The sequence below is a fragment of the Vibrio sp. 10N.286.51.B11 genome, assembly GCF_041469245.1.
GTDB classification, from domain to species: domain Bacteria; phylum Pseudomonadota; class Gammaproteobacteria; order Enterobacterales; family Vibrionaceae; genus Vibrio; species Vibrio crassostreae_C.
Genome location: NZ_JBFRKI010000021.1, coordinates 88,116 through 111,255, shown reverse-complemented (window position 1 = coordinate 111,255; position 23,140 = coordinate 88,116). Strand labels below are relative to the sequence as shown.

The 23,140-nt window shown below is 44.8% G+C and carries 29 protein-coding genes; 4 read left to right on the top strand and 25 right to left on the bottom strand.

What is annotated here, in order from left to right:
- Positions 1-95: 95 nt before the first annotated feature.
- Positions 96-1,133 carry a phage major capsid protein, P2 family gene (locus AB4154_RS11580; RefSeq protein ID WP_372123090.1) on the bottom strand — a complete coding sequence of 346 codons (1,038 nt, stop codon included), beginning with the start codon at positions 1,131-1,133 and terminating at the stop codon, positions 96-98.
- A 46-nt stretch (positions 1,134-1,179) separates the two neighbouring features.
- Positions 1,180-2,013, bottom strand: coding sequence for a GPO family capsid scaffolding protein (locus AB4154_RS11575; protein ID WP_372123088.1), 834 nt, complete (start codon positions 2,011-2,013; stop codon positions 1,180-1,182).
- Between the two features lie 134 nt (positions 2,014-2,147).
- On the opposite strand from AB4154_RS11575, the gene AB4154_RS11570 reads away from it, so the two are divergent.
- Together AB4154_RS11570 and AB4154_RS11565 are read left to right on the top strand one after the other, a co-directional pair.
- Complete coding sequence (locus tag AB4154_RS11570) at positions 2,148-3,899, top strand: terminase large subunit domain-containing protein (RefSeq protein WP_372123085.1); 1,752 nt, start codon at positions 2,148-2,150, stop codon at positions 3,897-3,899.
- 20 nt (positions 3,900-3,919) lie between these two features.
- Positions 3,920-4,888: a phage portal protein gene (locus AB4154_RS11565; RefSeq protein ID WP_108110994.1), complete on the top strand. Its 969-nt coding sequence runs from the start codon at positions 3,920-3,922 to the stop codon at positions 4,886-4,888.
- Between the two features lie 24 nt (positions 4,889-4,912).
- On the opposite strand, the gene AB4154_RS11560 is transcribed toward AB4154_RS11565, so the two are convergent.
- From AB4154_RS11560 to AB4154_RS11455, 22 genes are all read right to left on the bottom strand, one after another.
- Positions 4,913-5,434, bottom strand: coding sequence for a hypothetical protein (locus AB4154_RS11560; RefSeq protein WP_108110993.1), 522 nt, complete (start codon positions 5,432-5,434; stop codon positions 4,913-4,915).
- A gap of 2 nt (positions 5,435-5,436) precedes the next feature.
- Complete coding sequence (locus AB4154_RS11555; RefSeq protein WP_372123083.1) at positions 5,437-5,973, bottom strand: lysozyme; 537 nt, start codon at positions 5,971-5,973, stop codon at positions 5,437-5,439.
- Positions 5,970-6,212, bottom strand: coding sequence for a hypothetical protein (locus AB4154_RS11550; RefSeq protein WP_017109419.1), 243 nt, complete (start codon positions 6,210-6,212; stop codon positions 5,970-5,972). The genes AB4154_RS11555 and AB4154_RS11550 overlap by 4 nt, the downstream gene beginning before the upstream one ends.
- Before the next feature lie 151 nt (positions 6,213-6,363).
- On the bottom strand, positions 6,364-6,921 hold the full coding sequence (locus AB4154_RS11545; protein WP_372123081.1) for a hypothetical protein: 558 nt from the start codon (positions 6,919-6,921) through the stop codon (positions 6,364-6,366).
- Positions 6,922-6,930: 9 nt separating this feature from the next.
- The gene (locus tag AB4154_RS11540) at positions 6,931-8,109 is read right to left on the bottom strand and encodes a hypothetical protein (RefSeq protein WP_372123079.1); all 1,179 of its coding nucleotides are present in this window, start codon (positions 8,107-8,109) and stop codon (positions 6,931-6,933) included.
- Complete coding sequence (locus AB4154_RS11535) at positions 8,106-8,585, bottom strand: hypothetical protein (RefSeq protein WP_372123077.1); 480 nt, start codon at positions 8,583-8,585, stop codon at positions 8,106-8,108. Before AB4154_RS11535 ends, AB4154_RS11540 begins: the two co-directional genes overlap by 4 nt.
- Positions 8,567-9,610 carry a baseplate J/gp47 family protein gene (locus AB4154_RS11530; protein ID WP_372123075.1) on the bottom strand — a complete coding sequence of 348 codons (1,044 nt, stop codon included), beginning with the start codon at positions 9,608-9,610 and terminating at the stop codon, positions 8,567-8,569. The genes AB4154_RS11535 and AB4154_RS11530 overlap by 19 nt, the downstream gene beginning before the upstream one ends.
- Positions 9,607-10,008, bottom strand: coding sequence for a phage GP46 family protein (locus tag AB4154_RS11525; protein WP_372123073.1), 402 nt, complete (start codon positions 10,006-10,008; stop codon positions 9,607-9,609). Before AB4154_RS11525 ends, AB4154_RS11530 begins: the two co-directional genes overlap by 4 nt.
- The gene (locus AB4154_RS11520) at positions 10,005-10,604 is read right to left on the bottom strand and encodes a phage baseplate assembly protein V (RefSeq protein ID WP_372123071.1); all 600 of its coding nucleotides are present in this window, start codon (positions 10,602-10,604) and stop codon (positions 10,005-10,007) included. Before AB4154_RS11520 ends, AB4154_RS11525 begins: the two co-directional genes overlap by 4 nt.
- Positions 10,597-11,535 (bottom strand): phage tail protein, encoded by a 939-nt coding sequence (locus AB4154_RS11515; protein WP_372123069.1) that lies wholly within the window; start codon positions 11,533-11,535, stop codon positions 10,597-10,599. The genes AB4154_RS11520 and AB4154_RS11515 overlap by 8 nt, the downstream gene beginning before the upstream one ends.
- Entirely contained in the window at positions 11,532-12,722 is a 1,191-nt protein-coding gene (locus AB4154_RS11510; protein ID WP_102371035.1) for a DNA circularization N-terminal domain-containing protein, read from the bottom strand. The genes AB4154_RS11515 and AB4154_RS11510 overlap by 4 nt, the downstream gene beginning before the upstream one ends.
- Positions 12,723-12,999: 277 nt before the next feature.
- Positions 13,000-13,680, bottom strand: a complete 681-nt coding sequence (locus tag AB4154_RS11505) for a DUF6710 family protein (RefSeq protein ID WP_102312881.1) — start codon at positions 13,678-13,680, stop codon at positions 13,000-13,002.
- 26 nt (positions 13,681-13,706) lie between these two features.
- Positions 13,707-13,937, bottom strand: coding sequence for a hypothetical protein (locus tag AB4154_RS11500; protein WP_102312880.1), 231 nt, complete (start codon positions 13,935-13,937; stop codon positions 13,707-13,709).
- Between the two features lie 33 nt (positions 13,938-13,970).
- Positions 13,971-14,222, bottom strand: coding sequence for an ogr/Delta-like zinc finger family protein (locus tag AB4154_RS11495; RefSeq protein WP_102312879.1), 252 nt, complete (start codon positions 14,220-14,222; stop codon positions 13,971-13,973).
- Between the two features lie 77 nt (positions 14,223-14,299).
- Positions 14,300-14,515, bottom strand: a complete 216-nt coding sequence (locus tag AB4154_RS11490; protein WP_102312878.1) for a hypothetical protein — start codon at positions 14,513-14,515, stop codon at positions 14,300-14,302.
- Between the two features lie 110 nt (positions 14,516-14,625).
- On the bottom strand, positions 14,626-17,277 hold the full coding sequence (locus AB4154_RS11485) for a replication endonuclease (protein ID WP_372123066.1): 2,652 nt from the start codon (positions 17,275-17,277) through the stop codon (positions 14,626-14,628).
- Complete coding sequence (locus AB4154_RS11480) at positions 17,277-17,462, bottom strand: hypothetical protein (RefSeq protein WP_248391747.1); 186 nt, start codon at positions 17,460-17,462, stop codon at positions 17,277-17,279. Before AB4154_RS11480 ends, AB4154_RS11485 begins: the two co-directional genes overlap by 1 nt.
- Positions 17,459-17,689 (bottom strand): hypothetical protein, encoded by a 231-nt coding sequence (locus AB4154_RS11475; RefSeq protein ID WP_372123064.1) that lies wholly within the window; start codon positions 17,687-17,689, stop codon positions 17,459-17,461. Before AB4154_RS11475 ends, AB4154_RS11480 begins: the two co-directional genes overlap by 4 nt.
- Positions 17,689-18,096: a hypothetical protein gene (locus tag AB4154_RS11470; RefSeq protein ID WP_372123062.1), complete on the bottom strand. Its 408-nt coding sequence runs from the start codon at positions 18,094-18,096 to the stop codon at positions 17,689-17,691. The genes AB4154_RS11475 and AB4154_RS11470 overlap by 1 nt, the downstream gene beginning before the upstream one ends.
- 109 nt (positions 18,097-18,205) lie before the next feature.
- The gene (locus AB4154_RS11465) at positions 18,206-18,499 is read right to left on the bottom strand and encodes a hypothetical protein (RefSeq protein ID WP_017079692.1); all 294 of its coding nucleotides are present in this window, start codon (positions 18,497-18,499) and stop codon (positions 18,206-18,208) included.
- A gap of 11 nt (positions 18,500-18,510) precedes the next feature.
- Complete coding sequence (locus tag AB4154_RS11460) at positions 18,511-19,050, bottom strand: phage regulatory CII family protein (protein ID WP_372123060.1); 540 nt, start codon at positions 19,048-19,050, stop codon at positions 18,511-18,513.
- A 114-nt stretch (positions 19,051-19,164) separates the two neighbouring features.
- Entirely contained in the window at positions 19,165-19,377 is a 213-nt protein-coding gene (locus AB4154_RS11455) for a hypothetical protein (protein ID WP_004742462.1), read from the bottom strand.
- 97 nt (positions 19,378-19,474) lie between these two features.
- On the opposite strand from AB4154_RS11455, the gene AB4154_RS11450 reads away from it, so the two are divergent.
- Both AB4154_RS11450 and AB4154_RS11445 read left to right on the top strand, forming a co-directional pair.
- On the top strand, positions 19,475-20,101 hold the full coding sequence (locus AB4154_RS11450) for a phage repressor protein CI (RefSeq protein ID WP_372123058.1): 627 nt from the start codon (positions 19,475-19,477) through the stop codon (positions 20,099-20,101).
- Entirely contained in the window at positions 20,101-21,657 is a 1,557-nt protein-coding gene (locus AB4154_RS11445) for a hypothetical protein (protein ID WP_372123057.1), read from the top strand. The genes AB4154_RS11450 and AB4154_RS11445 overlap by 1 nt, the downstream gene beginning before the upstream one ends.
- Before the next feature lie 145 nt (positions 21,658-21,802).
- Here AB4154_RS11445 and dcm read toward each other — a convergent pair whose 3' ends face one another.
- Positions 21,803-23,098 (bottom strand): DNA (cytosine-5-)-methyltransferase, encoded by a 1,296-nt coding sequence (gene dcm, locus AB4154_RS11440; RefSeq protein ID WP_372123116.1) that lies wholly within the window; start codon positions 23,096-23,098, stop codon positions 21,803-21,805.
- Positions 23,099-23,140: the final 42 nt, after the last annotated feature.

The window sequence follows — 23,140 nt, the reverse complement described above, 5'->3', positions numbered from 1 at the left end:
GCAGGCCGACAATCGCGAATAACAGTTAGCACCAAAGCGCATCTGAAACAGCAATAGAGCCTGCATTGAGGGGGTGTTAGTTTCTAGCGGTTGGCTTAATGCCAAGCACCGTTAATCCAAAGCTTCACGTTTTTGAATTCAATGGCTGCGGCTTTGCCAACTTCTTCGATCACGTAAGCCATGTTCATCGACTCAAAGTTTTCAATTTGGTCTTTTTCGTCGTTCTTCTTACCTGTAGAGCGGCGAACTGAACCTTCTTGAATGTAGATGGATAAGTTGTCGTAACTGGTCACCATGATGCCCGTCGAAGGGAAGCCTGGTACTTTCACTGCAGGCAGACCGCCATAAGTACCGATGACTTGCAGCTCTTGGATTTTGCCTTTTTCGCTTGGCGTATTACCGTGCGCTTCGTAGAACTTGGCTTTGTCATAGGCAAGCAAGTCAGAGCCGATGATGGCCACAAGGTTTGAATCATTTTCACAGGCGTCATGCAGTAGGTTTTTCGTTTCAAGCACGGCTAAGTCTAGGTTAATGAAGTCACCACCTTCACCGATACGAATTTCACCATCCGCTTTTTGCCCCGTGGTGATTAAGCGCTCTGCGTTATGGTCACGCATGGCTTGGAACCAGCCTTTGTTCACGTCTTCACCGTTTGGGTTGGCGCTAGCATCGGTATTTTTAGCGACACTTACGCCATACCAACCAATCGTGATTTTATTGGCGTCAATCTGCTCTCGGGTTGCTTTACTTATCAAGGCATTGAAGTTCTTATGATGCGCCCACGCGTCCAGTTTTGCGTAACGAAGCGCGGTATCAAAGTTCGTTTGCTCACACATGTAAGGCATCGCCCCCATGCTTGAATGATCTTTCGGTGTACGTTTGCCCGAGCCCGATGTATCGGTACGACTGGCAATCATGCCTGTAGCGCCAAGACCAATGGATTCACCTTTTTGGTTTTTCACTGAGATGATGTTGATTTTGCCTAGGAACCAGTTGCTTTCACGGATAGCCGCGATAATGCGCTGAGTACCATTCGGGCTCACGTTAAACTTCTCGGTTGCATCATCTACATCGTTTTGCGCTGCCACGGCTTTCACGTAGGCGCTGAGTTTTATTTTGGTCTGCTTTTGCATGTTCTTACCTAATTCAATTCGTTATGGGTTGAGGGCGTGTCGAAGCCTACAAGTAGCGCTCTTCGTCATTACCTTCGCCGGCTAACTTGCGCTGCTCTTCATCGGTTAACTTACTGAACTTTTCAATTTGACCTGTTAGGTTTTCTACCTGTGAAGACAGAGTCTCTACCTGGTCTTTTAGTTCGGTGACATCCGTACTTTCTTCAGCTTCAGCAGGTTGCTCCGGCGGCTTACCATTGGTGTTCAACTTTTCAACTTGTTCATTTAACTGGCTGAGTTGTTGCTGATTTTCTTTACCTTGCTCAATGCTTTGCTTGAGTAGCTCTTCAAGTTCTTTACTCATGTCGTCTTCTTCCTGTTGTTGTGAGAGCTGCTCAAGTTCACCTTCGCCCTTAAGCCAGCGTTTAAATGTATGGAACATCGAGGCTTCTTCCTCGGTGTCTTTCGAGAGTTGTTCTGGAGTAATTTGAAAGTTCGTTGGGACGCACGCTTTATCTTTGCTGTTGGCCGACAATTGAATCTGCGTCGTACCTAACGATGCTGGCTCATCAGTCAGAGCCAATCCGGTCAGGTAGGCTTTCCCTGTATCTGCAAACTTTTCATAGAACTCACATGAGGTATGTAAAAGCTGTCCTTGCTCAGCCATACGCAAAAGCATTGAATTTGGTTTCAGTACTGCGAATAGCTTGTCTTCTTTCTTTTCGACAGAGAGGACAGAGCCGTACTTGTTGCTCCATGGGTAATGGTCTGCATTAATTCGAGCTGTATAAACGTCTGGGCTGTAAGTTTCTGCAATCTCATCAATGATTTTTTGCTCAATGACTCGGCCATCAATGGTTGCTCCTGCCTGTAAAATACAAATTAGCTCTGATTGGAACATGCCTAAACTCTCCTAAATTCGATGATTCCAATTTACCCAATGCCTCTGCCTTTTTGTATTTGTCCTAGTTCTAAACACTTGATATAGAAATCGTTCAAGCTGAGTAATCACAGGCGCTGTAGCACTATGCAAACATGGAAAATAATGTTGTTAGCGAACCGCTCTATACCGCCGACCAAACGAAAGCTTTGGGACTGTTTTTACGCCAACGTAAGCCTGCTGAAATTGCAGAATCGGTTAGTGTGGCCACTCGCACGGTTCAAAAATGGATAACTCAGTTTGATTGGAAAACGCTGAGGGATGACGCGCCCGTCGAATTAATGATGAGACAGCGCATTGCTTACTTGATGTGGGTTGACCAAAAGCTTGAGAGCCAAGAGCGTGAGCTCAAAATGTTGCTCGAACAGCAATTCAAACGCGATGAAGCTGAGCAAAGGCGCAACCGACCAGCTGGCCGAAACGATGGCGAGCAAAAGCGGGGTCGTAAGCCAAATAAGACGAAGAACGATGTATCCCACATCACCAAAGAGATGTTGGACGAGTATCGAGAGAAAACCTTCTTCGAATACCAAAAGGACATTCATGGCCATAAGCAAAACGATGAGATCAATGAAGTGCGCTTTTATCTTAAGTCGCGTCAAATTGGTCTTACGTTCTATTTTGCCTTTGAAGCGTTTGAAGATGCGGTGCTGACTGGCGACAACCAGGTGTTTATCTCTGCGTCGAAAAAGCAGTCTTACATCTTCAAGAACTACATTCGTAAGTTCGCGCTAGAGATTGGCGAAGTTGACCTAAAAGGTAAGGACGACATCGAGCTCAGCAACGGCGCAAACCTTGGTTTTATGTCAACCAACGTGGCGACCTCTCAAGGCTTTAACGGCCACATGTATTGGGATGAGGTGTTCTGGATCCCAGGCTTTGCGGATTTAGATAATTACGCGGGCGGTATGTCGATGCAATCGCAGTTCCGCACCACTTACATTTCAACACCTTCCACCATGGCCCATGAAGCCTACCCAAAATGGCAAGGCAAGAAAGAGCACGGCATTGATATTGGCCACAAGGCGCTAAAAGCCGGCGCTTTGGGTGTTGATTTTATCTTCCGTCAAATGATCACTGTGGATGATGCGATTAAGAAAGGCGCGACCTTCTTCAACATGGATAAGCTCAAGCGTAAATATCCAGTTAAAGAGATTTTCGACAATCTATTGCGTTGTAAGTTTTTGGACGACAGCGCTTCATTCTTCTCACTGAAAGCACTACTGGCGTGTAAGGCAGACAGTTCACTTTGGAAAGATGTCGACCACGAGAAAGCAAGGCCAGTGGGTAACGCAGAAGTTTTGGTCGGTTATGACCCACGAGGTGGCGGTACGGGTGAAAGCTCGGATGATGCGGGCTTAGTGGTGGCGTTGAAGCCAAAGCGCAAAGGTGGGATTTTCCGATTCATCGAGCGGGTTCGCCTTAAAGGCTCCAGCTATGAGCAACAAGCCGACACCATTCGCGGCATTACTGAGAAATACAATGTGGTGTACATGGCCATGGACACCAGTGGCGTAGGCTCGGCTACCGCTGAGCTGGTTCGTAAATTTTACCCAGCTCTGGTCGAGCTGGATTACTCACCTGAAGTGAAACGACTGATGGCCTATAAGTCGAGAGAAATCATTAACAGTGGCCGCTTACAGTTTGAAGCGGAATGGGATGATCTCGTTCACTCGTTCTTAATGATTCGCCAGCAAACCACTAAGGTGAGTAACCAAATTACCTTTGTTTCTAACCGCAGCAAAATTGGCTCTCATGCCGATTTAGCTTGGGCTTCGATGCATGTAATGCGTTGGGAGCCGATTGATATAAACAATGACACCAACACCAGTGTCGAGTTCTTCTAGCCTAATTTTGGAGAGGCCAAGTGATAGAGATTGAATTTTCTAACCCCGTGAGCGTGATGAACAGCGACATTCTGAGCTATTTAGAAGTGGCGTTGGTTGATGGTTTATACGAACCACCGATTGCGCTCGATACCTTAGCCAAGGCACTGCGCACGAACCCGATGCATTCGAGTGCGATTGAGTTTAAGCGCAATACGTTAATGCATGCCATTGCGCTGAGTGGATTACTTTCACGACAAGATGCAAAGCGCTTTATTCAAGACTACTTAACCTTTGGCAATGCCTACTTACAGGTCATTCGAGGCTATGGAGGGCTGGGTGAGCCTATTAAGCTCAAACACATACCTGCTTTGTATATGCGTAGACGTGAAGACTTAGGTTGGACGTACAAGCCAAGAGCTTACGATGATGATGGGCGCATCGACTACAAGAAAGGCCAAGTGTTTCATTTGGGCGATTACGATGTAGCGCAAGAGCTGTATGGTTTGCCGAGTCACATTAGCTCTTTGACCTCTATCTGGCTAAACGATGATGCCACCTTGTTTCGTCGTCAGTACTACCGTAACGGTAACCATGCCGGTTACTTGCTGTATATGAATGAGCCAACCATGACAGAGAAACAAGAAAAGGCCATCAAAAAACAACTGCAGGCTCAAGAAGGCATGGCGTTTAAAAACCTGTTTGTGAATGCCAAAGGTAAAGACACCAAAGCCCCAGAGCTTAAACCAATTGGTCAGGTGGAAGCCAAAGACTCATACAAAGAAGTAAAGAACCAAACCATGAACGAGGTGCTTTCGGTTCACCGTGTGCCAATCGAGTTGATGAGCATTCGACGCGAGAGTATTACGTCACTCGACTTGAACAAGGTCGATTGGCTGTTCCACAAGAACGAACTACTGCCACTGATTGATATGATGCAAGAATTGAATGATGTTGTGGGGCAACCGGTCATCACCCCTAAAGAATACAAACGTTTGGATGCGGCTTAGTATCGAGTACTGATAGGTTTATCTTTACTGCGGCTCGTGTTGAAGCTGCGCTCTTATCCAAGTTTGTAGCGATAAGAGCTTCTGAGCATTTTCAGCACAGGTTTGCAGGTTCGCCACATCTTCCGCTAAGACTTCGGCGTCTCGCTCGTAACCTGTAGCGGTTTTGGCGGCACCATCAGGGACGGTGGAGGGTTGCTGAATACCGATTGCTCGATTATGCGCTTGCACTGATTGGGCGCGGATGTGCATCCAGTCAGGATCGTTAACAACGCACTGCTTATCACTGTTCTGTTGAGCATACTTGATCACCTCTTTTTCTATCTCTCGAAACTCAATTCGAATATCTGGCTTTTGGTTCGCGAGCTTTACGGCGAGCTGAAAAGCCTCGTTTTGTTTTTGCTCTACTTTGTCCCATAGGGCATTTTGCGCTTTTAAGGCTTTGACCTCAGTGGTGGTTACGCCGTAGTCATACGAACAATAAGCGACACCGCTAAGAGCAGCAGCAAAGGCGATGGCTTTAAACAAAGTTAGATATTGGTTTAGCATGATCACCACCCATTCAAACAAACTTGTTGTTCTTTGGTTCGGCGTTTAGGAATACCGGCACAGTTGCTTTGCTTGAATCGGCAGTCTTTACCATTCACAAACACCCATCTTGGGTACTCGTTACAAGCGCCTTGATGATCACCTTGGTTAAACTTCTTCAGTAAGGTAGAGCGCGTGAAATTACCGGCGCCAAGGTTAAAGACAAAGCTCACCATCATGTCGTATTCGCCCTGGCTAGCGGTTTGGTTGATGTGTTTGTTTACCACTTGTTCGGCAGCTGAGATATCTTCAACAAAATACACAGCCGCTTGTTGCTCGGTGAAGACCATCTCGGGTGTAACGCTTTTTGTATGTCCAAGCCCTGCAGTCCACACATCGGCACTGCATTGGTAGGGTTTGAGTCTACAACCTTCTTCATTCGCGACATGGCTGAGGCCTTGCTCACTGGTAGTAAGCTCTGAATCAATGGTAAAAACAATGGCAAGAACGGAGGCAACAGAGCACACCACAGTCTGTACTGCTTTGGTTTTTATGCTCATGCTGAACCCTCTTTTTTTGAGTTCAACTTGTCCAGCTGCGCTTGGCTGAGTTTAGTTGCAATAGCGTAGTGGCGAATAGCCATGATGCCTGCGCCAATACCGACCGCAACAGACAAAATTTGGAGTGCGTCATTTACGCCAAAACTGATTAGGGTTGCACTAATAGAAGCGAAGATTTTCTTTAGGCCAGTGACATCGAGTAGCGATACGACGAGTGCCTTTGCCTCTGATTCATTCATGGATTTCTCTCTTGTGGCTAGTTGATTCGTTCCCCCATAAGCAGTGTATCTCGTTGAGTTTTAAAGGGGACTGATGGCATTTCTAGTGTCGAGATATAGAAGTTCAGAGAGCAGGAAGAGAAAACCTAGCATGGAGCTGGGTTTGATAAGGTTAAGTCGCAAGTCCTGATAGCGTTGGCCGCTCACAAAACGGGAAACCTTCGACATTCGGGTAGTCACTGAGTAACTTGCGGTCTAAGAGCAATAAATTGTATTGCTCGATAGTAAATGGGGACGTTCGTAACCCCGATGGGTAACTCTGGTCTTTCTCGTATTGGTCTATACGATCGAGCACCTTTACCAACAGTGAATTTCTCCAATCCAATTCACTCTCTGTTTTGTTTGGCCGCTGGAGCGCCTCACTGTATTGCCAAGAGTTAGTCTCATCGCGCCAAGTATCGTAAGGGCCCGGCTTAATAAACGTATGAGAGCTTGGAATTGGTGCCAACTCATGGGTCCAAAAGTCAGGGCGAATTCTGTCTTTCGCATAGGCTTTGCATTCAGGTATTTGATGCCATGTACTACCAATGAGAACTCGATGAAATCCCTCAATACCAAAAGGAGGCTCACTAAAAGTGTGCTCACTTGGCAGTAAAAAGGCTTCATCCTGGACAATGAACTCATTGCACTCGTGGTCCCAGTAAGGGGTGTTAATCTTGGTGACGGTCATATGGATACTCTACTTAAAACGTGGACTTTGGAGGGTAACTTCCCCGTATAAAATCATGCTGGTAACCTTAGGGTAATTATTATTCACATCTCGAAAATCCAATTGAGGGCTGTAAAGTTGTAATGCTTTATTGGTTCCATTAGGAATGATACGAAAAGGTATCGCCGTTTGGTCTGAGTCTCCATTCGAGGTATAAGCCATTCCCGTCCCTCTGGTGCTGTAACCCCACCCTTCAACTCCCGCAGCGGAAAAAGCTGAATTCAAGGCCTGCCATTCAACTTCAATATTCATACCAGAATCATGGTTACCTAATTGACTGAATGACGACAGCCTTAACTCAAAAGTGACGGTAATAGCGGAAGGGGTTGTGGTTACCCATACATACCAATAACCATATTCAATAGAGGTATCCGCACCAACATTGCCATTAAACCAAGAGTTGCTCACGTTCGTATTGGAGTAACGTCCTGTCTTGAACTTATTTTGGTGCCCTGTTAACAGGTCTTTTACTGTTTTGATGGCTTTAGCGCTGGCGTAAATCGTTGAACTTGTTGAGGTCGTGCTACTACTGATGTTCCGGTTATTGGGGCTGAATACTCGTCCACCTTTTTCTTTGAGCTCACCTGTAAAGTTCCACACACCTGAAATAGTTTGAGCTAACGACGTGATTTTGTCCCACCACTTACCGACTTTTAGCGGTGTCATTATCTTTTCATCATCGGAACCACTTTCAGCATCGGACTGTGTTGCAATCATTGCAACTCCCGAACGCTCCTCAGTCGCACTGTATGCCTCAAGCAATGCCACGGTGATGTTATCAATGGTTGATGCAGCAAGATTAAGTTCACAGGCCTCAATAACAACCGTATCTTTTCGCTTATAAGTAATGACTTCGCCATCACGGCTATCAACGGCAAATAGGGTTCCGTCATCAAGCCAATAACCGAGCTCCTTACCTTCAAAAGCTTCAGCTCCATCCCACACGGTTTCGAAATGTAGACGGCCTAACGCCGTAACCTCTCCGCGAGTAATGGCTTTGCGTTGCACTTCATTACGTAAGTCAGTTTGGTCTGCCGTAGGCGTATAACCCTCGGTGCCAATACTGATTTCTGCTATTTTGTAACTAATACCAAGCTCGCCAGCTCGAATTGAAGCCGCGATACCCGCATCAGTAATCAATAAACTCATTGTGTTACCTCGTATTTGTGCAGGTTTCTAATATGTCGATAGTTCGCCATTTGGTGGTGAGCAATAAAAGCTGAGTGATACACCCAAGACACTTCAGTGTGTGGTAAGCGGTACTTTTCAAAAGCTTGCCACGCTTGAATGCTCAAGTGCCTAAATGAATCGTACAAAGAGCCATAAATAAGATTGGGTTCGCTGACCTCATCAAACACCAGCCCACTTTGTTGGCCAGCCGTGGTGTTTAACAAACTTTGATAGTCTGAAATCTTCCAACCAAATTGTTGCTCTTCAAACTCAGTCAATAGAGACAGTTCAATCTCGTCATGGGTTTGCTTGAAGTCTTTGGCAATACCTTTAATAGTGCTGGCAAGCTCTAGGCTCTCGGTGTCTTGCCAATAATCGCCTTTGGGTAATAACCCTTGATAGGCGCCTTCAAAATCACCGGCACTGTATTCAATAATTAAGTCGGAGGTGTCCACGTCACACCTCCTAATACATGTATTTGATTGTTGTTAATGGCGACTTCTCCAACCGGAGAGCGAACAATAAAGTTGTTGGTCACGGTAGAAATAGTTAAAACAATTTCAGTGTTGGTGATGGACTCCGGCTTTTGGGTTGTCGGGTCGATGTTGCCCATTTTCTCTTTCACTAAGTTTTCGAGTGCAGTGACCACATCGTCTCGCACTACTTGGTCTTCAATACCTTGGATTTCGATATTGATTGGGACTTGCTCTGGTAGGTGAGCTAATGGGTGGCAACCTGCGAGTCGATTTTGTTCAAACGTGTTTTGCACCAACTTGACCACTTCGGCGCTTAACGTTGGATTGTTTTCTCGCGCACCGATATACACTTCAACCATGCCTCGCTGTGGGGTGTTATCAAGCGCCCAAGCAAAATCCACATCTGAGTGAGCAGATACGGCCCACACTTCGTAATCCGACGCTTTGCCAATCAGTTCGTTCTTTTCAAATGCAACGATGACACGTACCCGCCAATGTTCTAACTCTTCAATATTGGCGCCTCCGCCAATGCCAAGTGAAAGCACACGATTTGGGTCAATACCGCTTAGTCCTTCGCTTAACGTAAGCACCGCGCCTTCGGGGAGATTACTCTCCACGCCAGATTCAAGCGCAATGACGTCAACGGGGACGTTACTGTATTGTTCTTTGGTGGTTTCGTACTCGTGATTAGCATGCGTTAACCGAGTCCCTTTTTTAATCACAACCGCTGCGCCAAGCTCAATGAACTGTACTCGGCCCGTTGCGAACGTGGGCAGTAATCTAGGGGCTTTATGACGATTGGCGTGTAGGTATAACCACTCTTCAGAGCAAGTTTCAGGATGCAGTTGCCTGAAGAGCAAATCTTGATAACCATATTGCCCATAGCTGACGCCAGCAATGGCCGCGGCTATCGCTTTGGTTGCGGGGTTATTTTGCCCCGTTTCAGATACCAAATTGGCTTCTGCGCGAGCAATTAAACTGTCTAAGCTTCGTTGTGTACTCATTGGTTAACCTTTGAAAGTGGAACATCAAACTGAGAGCCATCGGCTAAGGTGATCATCACATTACGACCCATTTGGTTTGGCTTCTCTCGCCATACTGAGACTTCAACTGCTTTGGCGTGGCCGTCGGTAATGAGCCAAGCGAGCGACTCTTCACAAAACCGTTTAGCGAGGCTTAACGTTTCGTCTGTTAGCTTTGCTCGCTTGAGCGTCCAATCACGAGAGCCGACCACGTTTACCAACTCATTGCTCCAAGTGCCGCCGCGCTCATTGCTTGCCATGCGGGCGCGATCGTTTTGAGTCGATTCGGCGTAGTTATAAACACTCTGCAGAACAGCGTGGGTTAATCCCTCTTTAGAGCTGAGCGGCGCTGTCAGGGCGGTTAAGTTGAAATGACTCATCCTTTGTTTGGCCCCTTGGTAGTTCTTGTCGTCCCATCGTCTGTATAGTCGTGGTCATGCTTTTCAACTTTGACACCGCCGAACGTACCAGATGCGCCACCCACAGCACCGGTTACATCAACGTTCTTTGTGACTTTCAGGTTGCCGCCTATTTCTACGTCACCGGAAAACGTGGATTTAGGTGCTGTAACGTTCACAGCTGTTGCGTTCACCGTGGTTTCTTGCGCGGATATCACTTCTAACTTTGCGCAGGCGTTTATCTTGATGCCTTGCTGCGTGAAATGAACAAGATTGCCTTTGTCATCGAGTATCGCGACTTCACCAGGCTGCAAATCTATTTGGTGGCGTTCGTCTTCTACGTTCACGGTGATGCCGCGTGACGTGGTTCCACCAATGAACAGGTTGTAAGTTTTCGCCCCTGGTAATGGACGGCTCATAAACCCGTAGTTGTGCACGCGTTTTATCTTGTCGTTGGTTCGACCTGTTGCGGTTTTAATTTGTAATCGGCCTGTGGTGGCACCTGTGACTGTGCCGGTGCCAATCACGTTTTTGATTCTGGCCATTAATCGCTGTTGTTGCTGCAGAGCACTAGACATAGCTTTGCTCCTTAAACGGTCTAAACAACTCAATCGAAGTTTCCGTAGAGCTTTCAGACACTGATAGGCCAAGCGACTTGATCACCAACATCTCACTGAAGCTTTGCTCTTGGTCAGCGACTCGAATCACTCGGTTTAATCCATCAATGGCCAACTCAGGGAATATGTCGGCAATTGTGCTTGATGCTGTCAGGCTTTGAGCAATGGCGAGGTTGCGCTCGTATTTAGCACGAGACAGGCAAGCTTCTCGGTTTTGTAATTGGTCACAGGTGATCACAATGGTGCGTGAGCTATCGACGTTTGGATTGACGACCTGTGAGCTTGCGTCATCCCACTGGCCTTGCACATCAATGGTGTGAAATTGCTGATTGAAGGTGCGCTTGATGTTCAGGCTGTCGATGTTGTTGCCCGTTTCTAGGCCAATGTTGCTGATAGTTGCATGCGCGGTGTTTTCAATGAACAACATGCCATTGCGCTCAACCAACATAAAGCCTTGCTCTCGAATGAGCTGCGCCACGTTCTCTACCGGTGATTCGGCATTTATCTGAAACTCGGGGATGACCGGCATACTCTTCACCAGGCTTTTCACTTTCAAACCATATGGCTTGGCGACATGGCGAAGTAGCTCTTCCACGTTCAAGTTATAAAGTGCATCCATCGTGATGCGTGAATCAATCATGTTGGCACTCTTCGAGCGGCCAGAAATGGAAACAGCGTGAGCGCTTGGATCGGTATTGGGATACACACCATCAATCTGACCAATCAGAATCGACTTGTCGTTAAGGAAGAACTCGACCGATAACGGGCTTTCAATACTCATAGGCTCAATTGAGCAGCTGAACGTGTGGGCCAGCTGTTCAATGGAGTAGTTGATATTCGCTTGATAGAAGGTGCGCGGCTTGCCATCAATGTGCATCGTTAGCGTATTCATGACACATCCCTCACGGCAATGTCACCACGAATGAAGAGCGGGTGCTGCAGCGCATTCATTTTGGTGATGATTTTTTCTTGAGTGAACTCATCGTGCGCAATCGTCAGCGCGGATTGAAAGCGTGGTGATTGCACCGTTCTATGAGGCGCAGTGCCGCTGACCACCTTATCCTGCTGAACCTTTACATTACTTTTTAATGTCGTGACTGCGTCGAACAACTCAATGCTTTCAAGCGTCGATACTTGGGTGGTCTCTTTGATGCGCTCATCGATACCGACAATCAACGTAGATAGATCATTATTGATGGTTTCAGGCTGCTTAGCCGACTGCGTAATATCAAAACGGTCGCCTTTCTCTAGGTGTGTGATGTCTTTGTTCATCTTCACTGCGCCCGTCACCATTTGTACATTGTGGTGCTGAGTTGGCGTGTCCGGTTTCACTTCACCTAGTAGTAAAGCTTGAGCACTGCGTGAATTATCTACCGCTTCATTACTTGAATTAGGCTCAGCTTGAACACCATCGGCCACCGCATTCACTGACGCAGAAAATAGGTCAGCGAACTCAGTTGGGTTGGTGCTGAGGCTACTCACTGCCGAAAATGCTTTATTGATGGCGTAGTTAATGTCTTGAAGGTTTTCATCTTCAAGGTTCAAACGGTTGGTGATGTCGACCAAAACGTTCAATGCGCTTGTGACATCACTTTGAACCCTGTGAATGTCCGATACATCCAAGCCGTTTACTTCTTTTACGAAAGAACGTTTCGACAAGCTCTCGACTATGTTGGCCTGTGTTTTTGTACGAACTGAAGTAGGAGCAGTGATTGAAGGGGAAGAGCCAGCGCGAGCAAACTTCAGGCTCAGCGTGACTAAGCCTTTTTTGGTACTGATGCTTTGAGATATGTCTTCAAAGACAAGCGGCAATTCACCCAACCAAGGGTGTTCGAGCTCGCCTGTTGGTTTTGCTTCTAGGTTTTCAATGAGCGAATTGGCATCGGCCAGAGAACTGGAGCCAACGAACACCGCTTCAATTGTGTAGGTACGGGCTTTTGTTCCCATGACTTTGATGTGTGGTAGGTCCGCGTAGGGGATTTCGCTCACTTGCAAGCGCTTACCACCATCAAAGGCGGTCGAAAGGATGTTGAGCTTAAGCCCATTCCATCTAGCGTGCTCGTACTGTCGTTCCCACATCAAAAAGCCACCAACTACAGAAGAAAATCAGAATTAGGCAGCGAGAATAAAATGAGTGATGGAGTTGGACGCTCAGGCCCTGTTCGGACTCACCCTCCCCTCCACACCAAAATTCCACACTGCAATTATGCGATCTTAGAACCGCATTTTATTTCGGTAGTTGTATTGGAACACAGCCCCCAGTGTATCGACACCGAGGGCTGTTTTAGATTGGGTATTTAGAGATCCTTCGAGATCGTTTTTGTACGTTTTTTAGAACAAGGGGATCCTATTCAAATTAGAAGTCTTCTTGAGTATTTACTTGAAAATGAGACTCTCCCATTGCCATGATAAATCGACTAACTTCCCAGGCCATTCCGAGTTCAATACAGTCACAATAGGTAACGACTCTATTCTCACTCAAATCAATCCAATTTTTTCCATCACATTTATAACGATTCACTAAAGATGTTAAGTCGTAATAGCTTTCAATCTGAACTCGACCTTCGCCACGAATAATACCTTGAGCAATTGAATGATTGCCTCCAGTAACCTTGGCTAGCATGATTGGCCAATAGTAATTCACAGAGTGATTGTTTGATGGTGTGAACTTTCCTTTGTTCATACCTTCGCCTATCGTCCCTAGGTTATTAAGAATCCTATCAGGGTGCCAAGGGAAGGTGATTACCGCTTCAGACAAAGATATGTAGCGATTAATTTCTCCTTGATAACAATCATGTATTTGACTGAAATCGCAAAAATTAAAGACTATATCGCCACCCGCGGCATGATCAGCTTTGATATATGGCTCTAGCATTAATTTCGCTTGGAGTGATCTCCAAATTGTTTTTTGTAAATCCTTTAAACCATCAAAGTTATTTGACTTAAAAAGCTTATCAGCTCTTGATACAAGAAACTCCATCTCATCTGTATTTTCAATGGTTAAGGCTGTGCTTCTACGCTTTCCTATCTTGAACATTAGAATCCCTTTCTAAATAGATACTGCTAATTTATATCAAATCGATAGGCTCTTAACAAAAGTTCATCTTTCAAAATTAACTTACGGACGGCCAGTGATACTCGCTTGCTGGATACGCCAGTTCTTAGTGAGGCCAACTCGTAAGAATAACCAGACTCAAACACTAACTTCACTGCTTTACGAGTTTGTTCTGGCATCTCTCTTTTTGCGGTCACTTCAAACAAAGCATCAAGGCGCTTTTTAGGGATAACGTTCATTTATTCAAAATATCCGTAGTCTAGACTTCTGATTTAAGTGCTTGAATTTTCCGCTTCAAAGATATCTATCTGGTTCAATTCACCTTTACATAACTCTGGCTGCAGTTCTGGATCTGGCTTTCTCCCTGTAGACTCTATTACATGTGAAAACGAAAGATGCGAAACAAATGCACTTCCACAATGTAAATTTAAGCACTGGCAATAAAGCTCTCTCGTTTCTGAACTGATGGATCGCGATGTTGCAATGCGAGTTTTGCTTCCACACTTCGGACATGTCACTAACATATGACGACTCCTAACTTAGTTAACGTTATCAACTTTGCAGCGCCAACTTGATGTAAGGAACCTCTGTTAACTTAAAGCTAAGACTCAGAGCCCCTTACATCATCAGCCATTTCAATTAACTGCTTCAACGCAGCTAACTTATCTGGCTTCAATTCTCCTCTTTGGTCTGCAACCAATAGACTCATTAAATAAATACCTACATCAGCTCTGCTTTCACCTTCAGTGCTGAGTGCTACAGCATCAATAATGAACTCCATCGCATGTAAAAATATGTCCCGTTGTTTTAATGACATAGCTCTACTCCAAACCAAAAGACTGTATGAATATACAGTACTTTTGTAAGTATTCATACCGTGTTTTTATGAACCGAGATCCCCCGTCACTCTGATAATTAATTTGAACCTTATATCAACGGCCACTCGTTGGTTTCAGGAAAGAACGATAAATTAGGCTGTTCATATTCATAATCGTCATCTTCTCCGGTTAGTGGTCCAGAGGGTTTTACCTCCAATTTATCTAACCAGCATAAATCTGGCTTGGGTTGGTACTCTTCAACGAGCTGGGCTGGGCGAACCGTGCCACATGGCAGGTGCTCCGCAGGACGGATTCTTATACTCGTTTCATCATCTATTCGAATTGAGCTACCTTGTTGCAGCGCGATTAGAGCGGAACCATCAATGTTTGGCGGTAATCCACCACCTACAGAGTAAGGTTCTAATAATCGCTTAAGCTGATCGCTGACCTGTACTTTCTGCGATCGCGTACAGTTATTGACAGAACTCCGAGAGGAATCGGAGATTCCAGAAAGAGCAAGATCAAAAGCCCCCGCTTCAGCGTCATCGCTCTTTTCAGTTTTGGTTACTATCTGCCAGGTCTTAAGGCGAGTCTTAACCAACTCACCTGCAGCAACAAAACCTTCTATTTTACGAACGTCTTCGCCATGCGCAGAAGCAAACGGCAACACTTCATAAGAGTTCGTGATCAGCAAATCCTCACGCTTAACGAACGGGCCACCCTGCCCCATGATGTAGCCTTGCCAGTTACCGTGATCAGCCGCTTTCATTGTTCCTGCGACATTCACTTGGTTAGTATCAGCCCTCGCCTCATAGTTCTCAGCAATCACAGCCACTAGCTCTGCATTCGTCATAGCATGAGCGGGTTTAAACGGACCAACTAAACGGTACATAGACATGAGGTAAATAGAAGCCAACTCTTCACGTTCTTGCTTGAAAACGTATTCCATAAAGGCTTTTTTGTTTTGGCTAGCTAGGCGGCGCAGTTCACGGTAAGTGGTAACCGGCGCCCCACCAAAGAATTGAAATTGACGAATACCCCAACGGCTCTTCCATGCGTTGACGTTTTTGGCCATAGCTTGCACAGATTGCCCGGTCTCTTTCGAAACCTCTTCACCCATGGCATAGCCATCAATATTTTTAGAAATGTACTTAGCAATGTAGCCTGTTGCTGTCCCTTTTTCTGGGTCGATGTACCCAAAGTCACAACGAGGCTGATAATTGAATGGGCCTTGAATAGATTGCTTCTTCGCTACTCGCTTTTCGTTGCGATCGAAGAACGGGTAAAGCTCTTCTTTGTCTTCATCAACCGCATATCGAATAAACACATCACGCACCTTGGCCACATACTCAGGCTTAACCCAAATCAGCAAATGCCAGTGCGGAGTACCATCATGATGTGGCTCAGCAACCCGAATACCAAACCAACGAATTTCATCACGACCTAGCTTGGCACGAATGCGCTGCCAAACCTTATTCAAATAGGTTTGCGCTTCACGTGGGCTTGCCCCATTCCAGTGTGGAATGAAGCCGCCTTTCTTATAGCTATTATGATATTTCGATGGTGTTGTCAGCGTTAAGAACAAACCTTGTAGCCCAAGTTCATTGCCGATATCTTCACAGCCACGACAACGAACCATTAACTCATGACGACGAATGGCAGGGTTCGAGATGCTTTTCAACACCATGTCTTCCATTTCAACTTCTTCGCCAGTGGTTTCTTCTTGAAGTAAGTGGCCTTGAATAAAGTCCCAGCTCTTCTTTTGCTGAACTTGGTGTTCTTGAATGCAATCCCATGAAGCATAAGGTGACGCCTTCGCCGATACTTGCCCCATAGCAATGGCTAAGTGTTCACGCATAATCTTGCGAATGCGCTTTAAGCGTCTAAACCACCACTTTTCACAACTCAACTTAGAGATAAACGACATGATATTTTCAGGCATGATTTTCTTATCATCACTTGGCGTTTTTACCCCAAAGCTACGCACCAAAGAAACGCACTGCTTATAAACCATTAATGCCGCTATGTTCTCACCGTTCTCGGTTTCACATTCAATTGTCTGAGTCAGTGCCGTTTGATAGCGAATCAAGATAGACACAATTTTAAATGCCATCTCTCGAAGTTCGTCTTCAACTAGCTCGGCAATGATTTTGCTTCTAACAGGTTTACGATTTTTCTCGGCTTGTTCGAAGTCGAAACAGGCTTGCTGATTCGCTTGTTCAAAGCTGTTTTGCTGAGGCTTGCTATCGTCGTCGACAGCATCACTCAGCAAAGCAACCTTAGAAGTAGTAGGTAGTTGTTTGTATTGCTCTAGCACCAACAGAACACGCCTATGCGCAGGTACCATTTTTTCACGAATAAAAGTGTTTGCGGCAAAGCGGCCTTGCTTCTTAAAAATCGAAACATAGCGATTGGCGAAATACTTAGTCAGATAATGGGGAAGGCCAGAAAAGTGTCCAGAAAGCCAGTCTTTGTCTGCAGGGTTTACTTCATATAGCTTGCGTTCAACAACAGAAAGGTTTTCAGGCTCACGCTCGAGCATGGAGCGTGAAGACAAAACGATGTCATTAGGGATTGGAGTAACAGTCTGATCACCGCCAACCCATTCAAGGAAAGCTTTATGTGATCGCTCTTGTTGCTGTTCATTAAATTCAATGCTGCTGATATCAACATCCTGATACCACGAAATAAGGCGCTCACCAGAAGTTTGAACCTTCTGTTGTGAACGCCTATTTTTTTTGGATGCGTAGGTCGGTACCATCAACACTCATCCAAAAAGTCTGTGGGGTTGCGTGTGATTTTCAATTGAACCTGGATAGACTCATCACCAGATAGCAAAGTACCTAACAGCACTTCATTATCTGGGTGATCACCTTGGAGCATTTCTATGATTAAGGTTTCGATATAGTCAGGTGCTTCAGCCGCCATTTTCAGAGCTTCACTCATAACGCAGCTAGCTCCTGTGTATCCATAATCATGTGGCCACCCGTATGGTTGCCTTTGATAATCACCCCGTTCAAAACGAGCTGGCAGTTGAACAGTTCGCAAGCCGTATCAATCGCTGGTTCTGGTGAGTCAAACTCACCCAGCAACACGTTCTTTACTTCATTGGTTTCATCATGGCGAACGACGCCGCCACCGCTATTCAGGGCAACTGCTACATAACTAAGCATCAGCAAGCCTCCACAGCCGATAAACAGAACTGCTCGAATTGATATAACGCTTCATCATCAAAGTGGCCTAAGTCACGGAGGCCAAGCATTTCAAGAAACAAGTGGCGGTTGCTCATATCTAAGTTCGCCCAATGGTGAAGCTGTGAAACTTGTTCAATCGAACCGTTGCGGTACCAGCTTGGGAATGAACAACCAAAGAACACACGAGCTCGATCGCTTTCCATTGCTTCTTTGATATCGGCCAACACGTCTTCTTGTGGGCGGTGGGTAGCGATAGGCTCTTGCTTCTTCGCGATAGCATCGAGCTGAATCAAAACTTGGTGTTGCTGCTCTTGATTGCTTGAATTAAAACGCTCAGCGATTTGGTTAAAAGACTGACTAAATAGGTGCTCTTCAATGTTACTCATCATCATTTCCTCAAATTTTGGATATAAAAAACCCTCCCTCTTAAATCAAAGTGGGATAAAAGGTGTAGGCGTAACGCCTAGTGGCTAGATTTGCTTAGGTGTAACTGGGTTATGACCAGCGCGAAAGTACATCCTGCGCGTTGGCATCAATTCGGTTAATTTCCCGTGAAAGGCGCATTTGTTCAGCACGGCAATCACTCTTGGAAAACTGAGCTTGTAACTCTTCACGCTTTGAGCGAAGCGGCTTTAGTTTGCGCTCGCCAAGTTCTCTTCGCGTGCGCTGTAATGCTGAAAGGCCACGTTCTTTTTGCTCACGGTTCAAAGACCAACAAGGCAAATCAGGGCATGGATTTTCTAGCGGTGGTACATCTAGGTTTGAATGTTCGACTGTTGCAACTGACATACTATTTTCCTCTAACTTAAGCTGGGAATAGCCGAACCATTGGTGACCAAATCCACACTCATAGCTAAGAATGGGGAAACGCCTTTTGTGCGGCTTTCTATATCGTTGATAAGAAGCACAAGGTTGCTAATACCCGCTTGTGCCTTTTGGATAATGACGTGTTTGTTAGTGCGGCTAAGGCGATCATTTCCTGCATGTTCTAAAGCCATGCGAGATAAATCACCGGAGTGCATCGCGTTTTCTAATGCGCGTTTAATGAAAGTTTCTTCACTTGCATCGTTGGGGATTTGTGCGGTCACCACACCGAGGCCAAGCAAAAGGCTATTAAGAATGGTGAAGTTGCCACTCGCCTTGGTGATCATCACAAGTTCTACACTGGTAAGAATGTGCGGCTGCTCTGGGTTGAGCTTATTGCGCAGCATAGTGGCATTCATATCTACGGCCTTTGCTAACTTGGTCATGTTCTCCGAGTTCGCAAATGCACAACACGCTTCGTTAAATGCCTTTTGTTTAGAGCCACGGAATTCGCACATTGAGTCAATTTCGTTCATAACCAATACTCAATTGAGGACAAACGGGACGAAAACGAAGCCCCAACCAAGAGCATTGAGCCATAAGGGGCAATACTCTTTGGTTGGAATTAGGGAAGATAAACGCATGACGGCCTACCCCAACTTTTCCATGGCTTCACGAGTCGCCATTTCAACTAAGGCGATCATATTGATGAGAGGGGTTTCTTTACCTTTTGCTTTAGTTTTAATAGGTAAGCGGCCATCGGCTACCCAATCCATGATGGTGCGCTTAGGCATTCCAGAGAACTGAGAGTATTGGTCGTACGTCATGAAAGGCGTATTTAGGACTACTTGATATGAGAGCATAGTGATATCCTGTTGTGTTATTGAGTGTTTCATTTCGGACAATAGGGTCGCACCCCGCACTGTCCAGTCATCATTTGAGTGAAAATATAGTCTTCCTATGAGTGAATTACAAGAGCAAATACCACCTTTTGAATACATTGGCGGCCGAGAAGTTACAGAAAGGATGAAGGAAGTCACGAAAACGAGAGACTTCAAGTCCCTTGGAGACGTACTTGGCATTTCAAAAGGGACAATATCTACGTGGCACCAGCGAGAGTTAACTCCCTTTGAAGTGATTTTGAGACTTCATTTGAAGACTGGCGCATCAATCAAATATCTGGCTTTAGGAGAAGGCGAAGCTTTCCCTGATCAAGTAGTCCAAGAACATACGTCTAAAAAAAATGAAGCTAAGACACTTTTTGATGTCGATTACTTCACTCTGGCGAATGGAAAGCTTGTGGGAAATGAAACGTTAGCTTTTGATAAGAGCTACTTAGACAAACTTGGGGTTCTGAATGTAATGGGCATCGAGCACGATGGGACTACATTCATTGTCGACAAAGAAGTTCACCAAGCAGTAAGCGGCACTTACCTAGTGGATATGGACGGCCTACTGTCTCTAAACGATATTCAGCGTTTACCAGGCAAGAAACTAGCGATCAGCTTTAACGGCTCGACACTAACAGTCGAAGAAGATGAAGTGAGGGTTGTGGGTAGAGTTGCTTTGGTGATGGAGAAGAGGTGATGGGAGTTAGAGAACTAACCAATGTTACAATAAACCTAGATGACCCTAACCTCGGCACTTTAAGCTCTTTCGAAATAGAGCAGTTAATTCAATCTAATGTTGTAACAGTACAAGCTCCTATTCGCAGATGTTGGTCCTATCTTGATATGATTTCAGACTACTTGGATGCTTCATTTGCTTTTGAAACATTATCTAAACTAGGAAAGACATCCGAACTACGACATATTCGTCTCCTTCCCTACGCATACGTGTTCGAAATAGATATCTCCGATTTTTCTCACAGTTGCCTTTCTACCACTCTAAAGGAGCTTGCTTTAGCTGTCCGTTACCCTGAAGATGATGAAATAGCAAATTCAGATTCGTTCAACCAAGTCAGAGACAATGTTCTTCGTCATGAATTTGAGATGATGAATAAACCACTGCGTTATCCAAGTATTCTTGAAGACTATTTTTCCAACCTAATAAACGGTGCTTATTACGAATGTGGAAGAACCACTTTCGGCTCAGATTTAAATGACCACCCAGAACGAGAATACGGTTTTTGGGAGAGTGCCTACTGTACGGGCATGGATCATAAAGTTCTGATTTCTAGAAATACTTGGATAATTCCAGAGTTCTTACAAGTATCAACTGCACTTGAACTTTTTGGTTATTCGAAAGATACGCTCCTCTTAGAGGGGGAGTTTATTCATTGTAAAAATACCTCATATGTTCTAGCTGAAGACAAAGTCATTGAAATACCCCTTGGGTCTGTAATACAGGCTCTTGCTTGTTACTCCGAATACTCTTCTGATAAGGATGACTTCCAAGAAAGATTAGGAAACCTACATTCAGAATTGTTCGTATCGACTCCTGAGTTTAAAAACTATGGTGCTAATGCCCAAAAGATCGAGGGTGATGAAGCAGACTTTTCGAACTTGGAGCAAAGAGCATCGGTTCTAGTATCTGAGTTTGCTGACTTCGTTGTATTTAATTTTTCAACTTGCAGTGTTGTGCTGTTTGACATTCAGCCTCAAACCAAGAAACAGTCTGAAAACGTTGGGTCAGTGCTTACAACTCTCTCTAGTGGTATTTACGACGAACTTCAGATTAGCAAAGAACATTATATTGATTGGTTAAGTATTGATGAGGAGATTTTTGAGCAATTATGCTGGAACGTAATTTACCATCACAGTCGATTTGATAGGAATACAATTCGTAAAATGGGCAAATCAAAGTCCAGAGATGGTGGGAGAGATATAGAGATTTGGACTAAAGAATCCGTTGGTTCTCCACCTAAAAAATATATATTCCAATGCAAATTTAGTAAGAATACTAACCGTTCGGTCACAGCTATTAATGTTGGCAGCATATCTGATGTTATCGGACAATACGGCGCAAAAGGGTACGGTCTGATGTGTAACTGCTATATAGATGCAACATTATTCGACAGATTAGATGGAATATCATCGAACCAATCAATTGCTACGGAAACATGGGACAGATTTCAAATTGAAAAGTTTTTATCTAGGCATCCGACTTTATCAAAGAAATTTTTTGAGCATAATGGCATCTAAAAATTTCTCGAAACGTTTATCATTCTCCAATCAATGGATAAAAACGAACCTAAGTGTTATAGTGCTTGAGCCAAATTAAAGAAGAGCAATCTCGGTTGCTCAATAAAAAAGCCACTAACGTGGCTTTTTTTGTGTCAAATCAACTCTACTTCGTCGATGCGTTATTCGTCATCGTCTTCGTAATTTCTTCAGCTAATGCTTCAATAACAGTCATACAAACAGAGTTGCCAAACTGTTTATAAATTTGCCCATGTGACACAGCATCTACAATGAAGTTCTTAGGGAAGCCTTGTAAATTTGCACACTCTCTTGGTGTTAACTTCCTAGGGTTCTCACCTTCACCTTGATCAATCAAAATCTCAGAGCCATCTTTATAATATCTAGCACTAATGGTGTTGGTGTAAGCATCTTCAGCCTTGAACAGAGAGTAACCAAAACCGTTACCTTTAGTTTTATGATCTTCCTTACGCTTTTTATGACCAGCCCAAAGCTTGTCTGAAATGGTGTACTTATCTTCAAGAGCTGCAAATTCTTCTGGCTTCAAAAGAATATCACCTACTCTAGTTTTTTCCTTACTACCTACTGGCCAATTGAAGATATCTTCAAGTTTAACCGATTGCTCTAAACCATAGTGATCTCTATCGAAACCAATAATGAATACACGTTCACGGTTTTGAGGAATACCAAAGTCACCTGCTCGAAGTACTTTAACATCAACACAATAATTCAGATTTTGAGACAATGCATTACGAGCATCTTCACTCATAGGGACATCTTCAGGGATCTCTTGCTCGAATTCTCCTCGGAGGATTGAAAGGATCGTTTTTAACGTTTCGCCTTTATTATGCCCTTGAAGCTGCTTAACGTTTTCAAGTAGAAAAGCTTTTGGTCGTTTTTCAGCTAAAATACGCTGAATCTCGAAAAACATTGTACCGCGAGTATCACTGAAACCCTGCCTCAAGCCAGCTTGAGAGAATGCTTGGCAAGGAAAGCCACCAAGTAACACATCATGGGGCGGGATATTTTTCGAAGGAATCTGAGTTATGTCCCCATTAGGCATTTCACCGTAATTGGCAAGATATGTCTTTTGGGCAAACTTATCCCACTCAGAAGTAAATACACACTTACCACCAAGGTTTTGAAAAGGTAGACGGATGCCACCGATACCCGCAAATAAATCTATAAACTCAAATTTAGTTGGAATGTTTTCATCATGGCGAAACGGCGCATTCTCATAACTCTCACGTAATGTCTCTTCCAATTGTGAAATAGATTTTAGTTTTAGTGGAGACGGATGATGTTCGCCTTCTTCCCAACCTCTGATGGTTCTTTCGCCTGTAGAGTTCATTCCTAGCAAATTTGCGAACTCTGTTCGCCCTAAGCCAAGGTTTTCACGCGTTTTTTTGATATATTCAGCTTTCGATTCAGTCACAACAGTCATTAAATACACAACTTATCCGGTTTTAGTCCGGGCATGCTAGCA

Coding starts and splice junctions, on each gene's coding strand:
- AB4154_RS11580 (WP_372123090.1), bottom strand. CDS start 1,133: ATGCAAAAGCAGACCAAAATAAAACTCAGCGCCTACGTGAAAGCCGTG.
- AB4154_RS11575 (WP_372123088.1), bottom strand. CDS start 2,013: ATGTTCCAATCAGAGCTAATTTGTATTTTACAGGCAGGAGCAACCATT.
- AB4154_RS11570 (WP_372123085.1), top strand. CDS start 2,148: ATGGAAAATAATGTTGTTAGCGAACCGCTCTATACCGCCGACCAAACG.
- AB4154_RS11560 (WP_108110993.1), bottom strand. CDS start 5,434: ATGCTAAACCAATATCTAACTTTGTTTAAAGCCATCGCCTTTGCTGCT.
- AB4154_RS11555 (WP_372123083.1), bottom strand. CDS start 5,973: ATGAGCATAAAAACCAAAGCAGTACAGACTGTGGTGTGCTCTGTTGCC.
- AB4154_RS11550 (WP_017109419.1), bottom strand. CDS start 6,212: ATGAATGAATCAGAGGCAAAGGCACTCGTCGTATCGCTACTCGATGTC.
- AB4154_RS11545 (WP_372123081.1), bottom strand. CDS start 6,921: ATGACCGTCACCAAGATTAACACCCCTTACTGGGACCACGAGTGCAAT.
- AB4154_RS11540 (WP_372123079.1), bottom strand. CDS start 8,109: ATGAGTTTATTGATTACTGATGCGGGTATCGCGGCTTCAATTCGAGCT.
- AB4154_RS11530 (WP_372123075.1), bottom strand. CDS start 9,610: ATGAGTACACAACGAAGCTTAGACAGTTTAATTGCTCGCGCAGAAGCC.
- AB4154_RS11525 (WP_372123073.1), bottom strand. CDS start 10,008: ATGAGTCATTTCAACTTAACCGCCCTGACAGCGCCGCTCAGCTCTAAA.
- AB4154_RS11520 (WP_372123071.1), bottom strand. CDS start 10,604: ATGTCTAGTGCTCTGCAGCAACAACAGCGATTAATGGCCAGAATCAAA.
- AB4154_RS11515 (WP_372123069.1), bottom strand. CDS start 11,535: ATGAATACGCTAACGATGCACATTGATGGCAAGCCGCGCACCTTCTAT.
- AB4154_RS11510 (WP_102371035.1), bottom strand. CDS start 12,722: ATGTGGGAACGACAGTACGAGCACGCTAGATGGAATGGGCTTAAGCTC.
- AB4154_RS11505 (WP_102312881.1), bottom strand. CDS start 13,680: ATGTTCAAGATAGGAAAGCGTAGAAGCACAGCCTTAACCATTGAAAAT.
- AB4154_RS11500 (WP_102312880.1), bottom strand. CDS start 13,937: ATGAACGTTATCCCTAAAAAGCGCCTTGATGCTTTGTTTGAAGTGACC.
- AB4154_RS11495 (WP_102312879.1), bottom strand. CDS start 14,222: ATGTTAGTGACATGTCCGAAGTGTGGAAGCAAAACTCGCATTGCAACA.
- AB4154_RS11490 (WP_102312878.1), bottom strand. CDS start 14,515: ATGTCATTAAAACAACGGGACATATTTTTACATGCGATGGAGTTCATT.
- AB4154_RS11485 (WP_372123066.1), bottom strand. CDS start 17,277: ATGGTACCGACCTACGCATCCAAAAAAAATAGGCGTTCACAACAGAAG.
- AB4154_RS11480 (WP_248391747.1), bottom strand. CDS start 17,462: ATGAGTGAAGCTCTGAAAATGGCGGCTGAAGCACCTGACTATATCGAA.
- AB4154_RS11475 (WP_372123064.1), bottom strand. CDS start 17,689: ATGCTTAGTTATGTAGCAGTTGCCCTGAATAGCGGTGGCGGCGTCGTT.
- AB4154_RS11470 (WP_372123062.1), bottom strand. CDS start 18,096: ATGAGTAACATTGAAGAGCACCTATTTAGTCAGTCTTTTAACCAAATC.
- AB4154_RS11465 (WP_017079692.1), bottom strand. CDS start 18,499: ATGTCAGTTGCAACAGTCGAACATTCAAACCTAGATGTACCACCGCTA.
- AB4154_RS11460 (WP_372123060.1), bottom strand. CDS start 19,050: ATGAACGAAATTGACTCAATGTGCGAATTCCGTGGCTCTAAACAAAAG.
- AB4154_RS11455 (WP_004742462.1), bottom strand. CDS start 19,377: ATGCTCTCATATCAAGTAGTCCTAAATACGCCTTTCATGACGTACGAC.
- AB4154_RS11450 (WP_372123058.1), top strand. CDS start 19,475: ATGAGTGAATTACAAGAGCAAATACCACCTTTTGAATACATTGGCGGC.
- AB4154_RS11445 (WP_372123057.1), top strand. CDS start 20,101: ATGGGAGTTAGAGAACTAACCAATGTTACAATAAACCTAGATGACCCT.
- dcm (WP_372123116.1), bottom strand. CDS start 23,098: ATGACTGTTGTGACTGAATCGAAAGCTGAATATATCAAAAAAACGCGT.